Source organism: Paraglaciecola sp. 25GB23A (assembly GCF_040012495.1).
GTDB lineage: Bacteria > Pseudomonadota > Gammaproteobacteria > Enterobacterales > Alteromonadaceae > Paraglaciecola.
Genome location: NZ_JBDYKM010000067.1, coordinates 1 through 2,101, shown reverse-complemented (window position 1 = coordinate 2,101; position 2,101 = coordinate 1). Strand labels below are relative to the sequence as shown.

General features: G+C 38.7%; 5 protein-coding genes. All 5 read right to left on the bottom strand.

Translation table 11 applies throughout. The features are described 5' to 3' along the window. Positions 1-175: 175 nt before the first annotated feature. Positions 176-460, bottom strand: coding sequence for a hypothetical protein (locus ABKW31_RS22835; RefSeq protein ID WP_348619023.1), 285 nt, complete (start codon positions 458-460; stop codon positions 176-178). 90 nt (positions 461-550) lie between these two features. Further along, on the bottom strand, positions 551-778 hold the full coding sequence (locus ABKW31_RS22830; RefSeq protein ID WP_348619022.1) for a hypothetical protein: 228 nt from the start codon (positions 776-778) through the stop codon (positions 551-553). Positions 779-865: 87 nt separating this feature from the next. After that, positions 866-1,153, bottom strand: coding sequence for a hypothetical protein (locus ABKW31_RS22825; RefSeq protein ID WP_348619021.1), 288 nt, complete (start codon positions 1,151-1,153; stop codon positions 866-868). Positions 1,154-1,232: 79 nt separating this feature from the next. Further along, a complete protein-coding gene (locus ABKW31_RS22820; RefSeq protein ID WP_348619020.1) occupies positions 1,233-1,619 on the bottom strand; it encodes a hypothetical protein in 387 nt (128 codons plus the stop codon). Positions 1,620-1,690: 71 nt separating this feature from the next. Continuing rightward, positions 1,691-2,005: a hypothetical protein gene (locus ABKW31_RS22815; RefSeq protein WP_348619019.1), complete on the bottom strand. Its 315-nt coding sequence runs from the start codon at positions 2,003-2,005 to the stop codon at positions 1,691-1,693. Positions 2,006-2,101 lie beyond the last annotated feature (96 nt).

Genomic DNA, 2,101 nt, shown 5'->3' with positions numbered 1-2,101 from the left:
CACAAACGACGATCGGTGGGAAGTGAATAATGATGGTTTTTTGAACTATTTTAGGGTTTTTCTACAGCCTCAACGCCCTGCTAAGGGGCAGTTGCGAGTGTTGTTGACGAAGCCAGCGAGTAACTGTCCCGCAGCGTTTTTTGCTGCGAACTTGAGCAGTTTGTTAGGTGTTACTTTACGCAAAACGTTTAGCCCACTTTCTAAAAATAGAATATACAAATATCCACCACACAAAATGTACTAAATATGCCAATGGCAATGTAACAAAATCAGGGATTAAGCCGCCAGTGAATTCCGAAAATTTGACCGCAGCGAAAACGGGTAAGTTAAGAACAACTGTAGCAATTACCGTATTTTCATTTGTGGAGTAATATCCCCATGCACTCGCTGCACCCACCAAGAGCATCAATATTCCAAGGATAAAACCACCCAACATGTAAGTACGCATTATCCGAATCATTCCGTGACACCTAACGCCCCAAGCAGGGGATTTTGTGAGTGTTTTTCAGCGAGTAAAATTCCCGCTGACTTGGCTTGTTATATTGCAATTTCACCAACTAACAACCGTAAAAAAAATGCCAAAAACCCCGACGAATACTAATGCACCTCCAAGTTTGTTATAAAACCTACGCGCATATTTTAAGCCATCGTCTTCATTTTTTTCTAATTTGTAAAACAGTTTTCCAGCGCCATAATCATTTCGCAAAAGTGTCTCAGTGGGCGTGAATATCACAACCAGACCACCAACTAAAAATCCAATTGCCACAATCAAATTCAAGGCTCACCTCTTGTAATATAACGCTTAACATATGGGGATTTTAGGAGCGCTGTTTCAGCGAGTAAAATTCCCACCATGATGTTTTTGTTAGGCATTTACAATTTCCACCACTAATTTGGGATTTGTTCTCAATATTGATAATAGTTCGGATGCCAAATTTGGTTTACTGAGACTAAACTGCTCAAAACCTAGTAAACGAATCTTATTGGGAATTTTTAACATAGGATCATAGTAAAAGTGTTCCCCTAAAGAATGTAAACTATTTCCATACAGATCAGGCAAGTTAAGTTGCGATATAAACAAGTTAACTAGTTCAGTCTCTTGAGATATGTGACTTAAATCAACACTAATTAACTCAGAGTTTTCGTTTACCACTTTGTATGCCTAACGCTTAACATATGGGGATTTTAGGAGCGCTGTTTCAGCGAGTAAAATTCCCACCATGATGTTTTTGTTAGGCATACTTTTGCACCGGACCAAAACCTATATTTTCCCAACGATTCAACAAATATTCAGACTCATCAGTAGCTTCGCTAAATATGATATGAAGATCACCATCGTTACAGAATTTAACATCTAGATTTTGAAAAGAAATAATGCAGTCATCCTTTCCAATTAAACCCAAATTTTGACTTTCCAAAAGCCTGACTTTCCCTAAAACATCAGTAATTAATATTTGCTCAGGACACCATTCATTCGAATCATAATATTGAACGCCCCAAGCGAAGCCGAACCAAATTTTACAATGGCTCTCTTTAGGGTTGAAGTAGTCGACGATAAAAGTCATCTCTTTCATCATCTCATCACGTCCAATGAATTCAGTATGAAACTCAGTGTTCATCTTGTATGCCTAACGCTTAAAGCATGGGCGCGGCTTTATCGCGTCCAATGCCTTTACTTGTTAACTGCTGATTACGAGAACTGCTTTTCATAAGCTTCTCGATGGTGTTTAAAATACTTATCATACTCTTCATAAGAATCTATAAGAGCTGTGACTTCAATGCACGTTTCTCCCATTTCCTTTGTAAGGTCTTCAAAAGAAATAGACTCACATTTTATTTCGGTATCTCGGCCCTGCTCATATAGCTCAGCTTTCACCACACCAGATAAAAACTCATAGTTTTCAGTTGGAGTGACACTGCCAAATACGAACCCCATCGGCGGATCACCACCTTCTAAGTTGGTAGTACCAATTACTACATCATTAATTCGAATTTCGTAGATCACTCAAACCTCTAAGAGCAGTTAACGCTTAACATATGGGGATTTTAGGAGCGCTTTACCAGCGAGTAAAATTCCCACCATGATGTTTTTGTTATATGC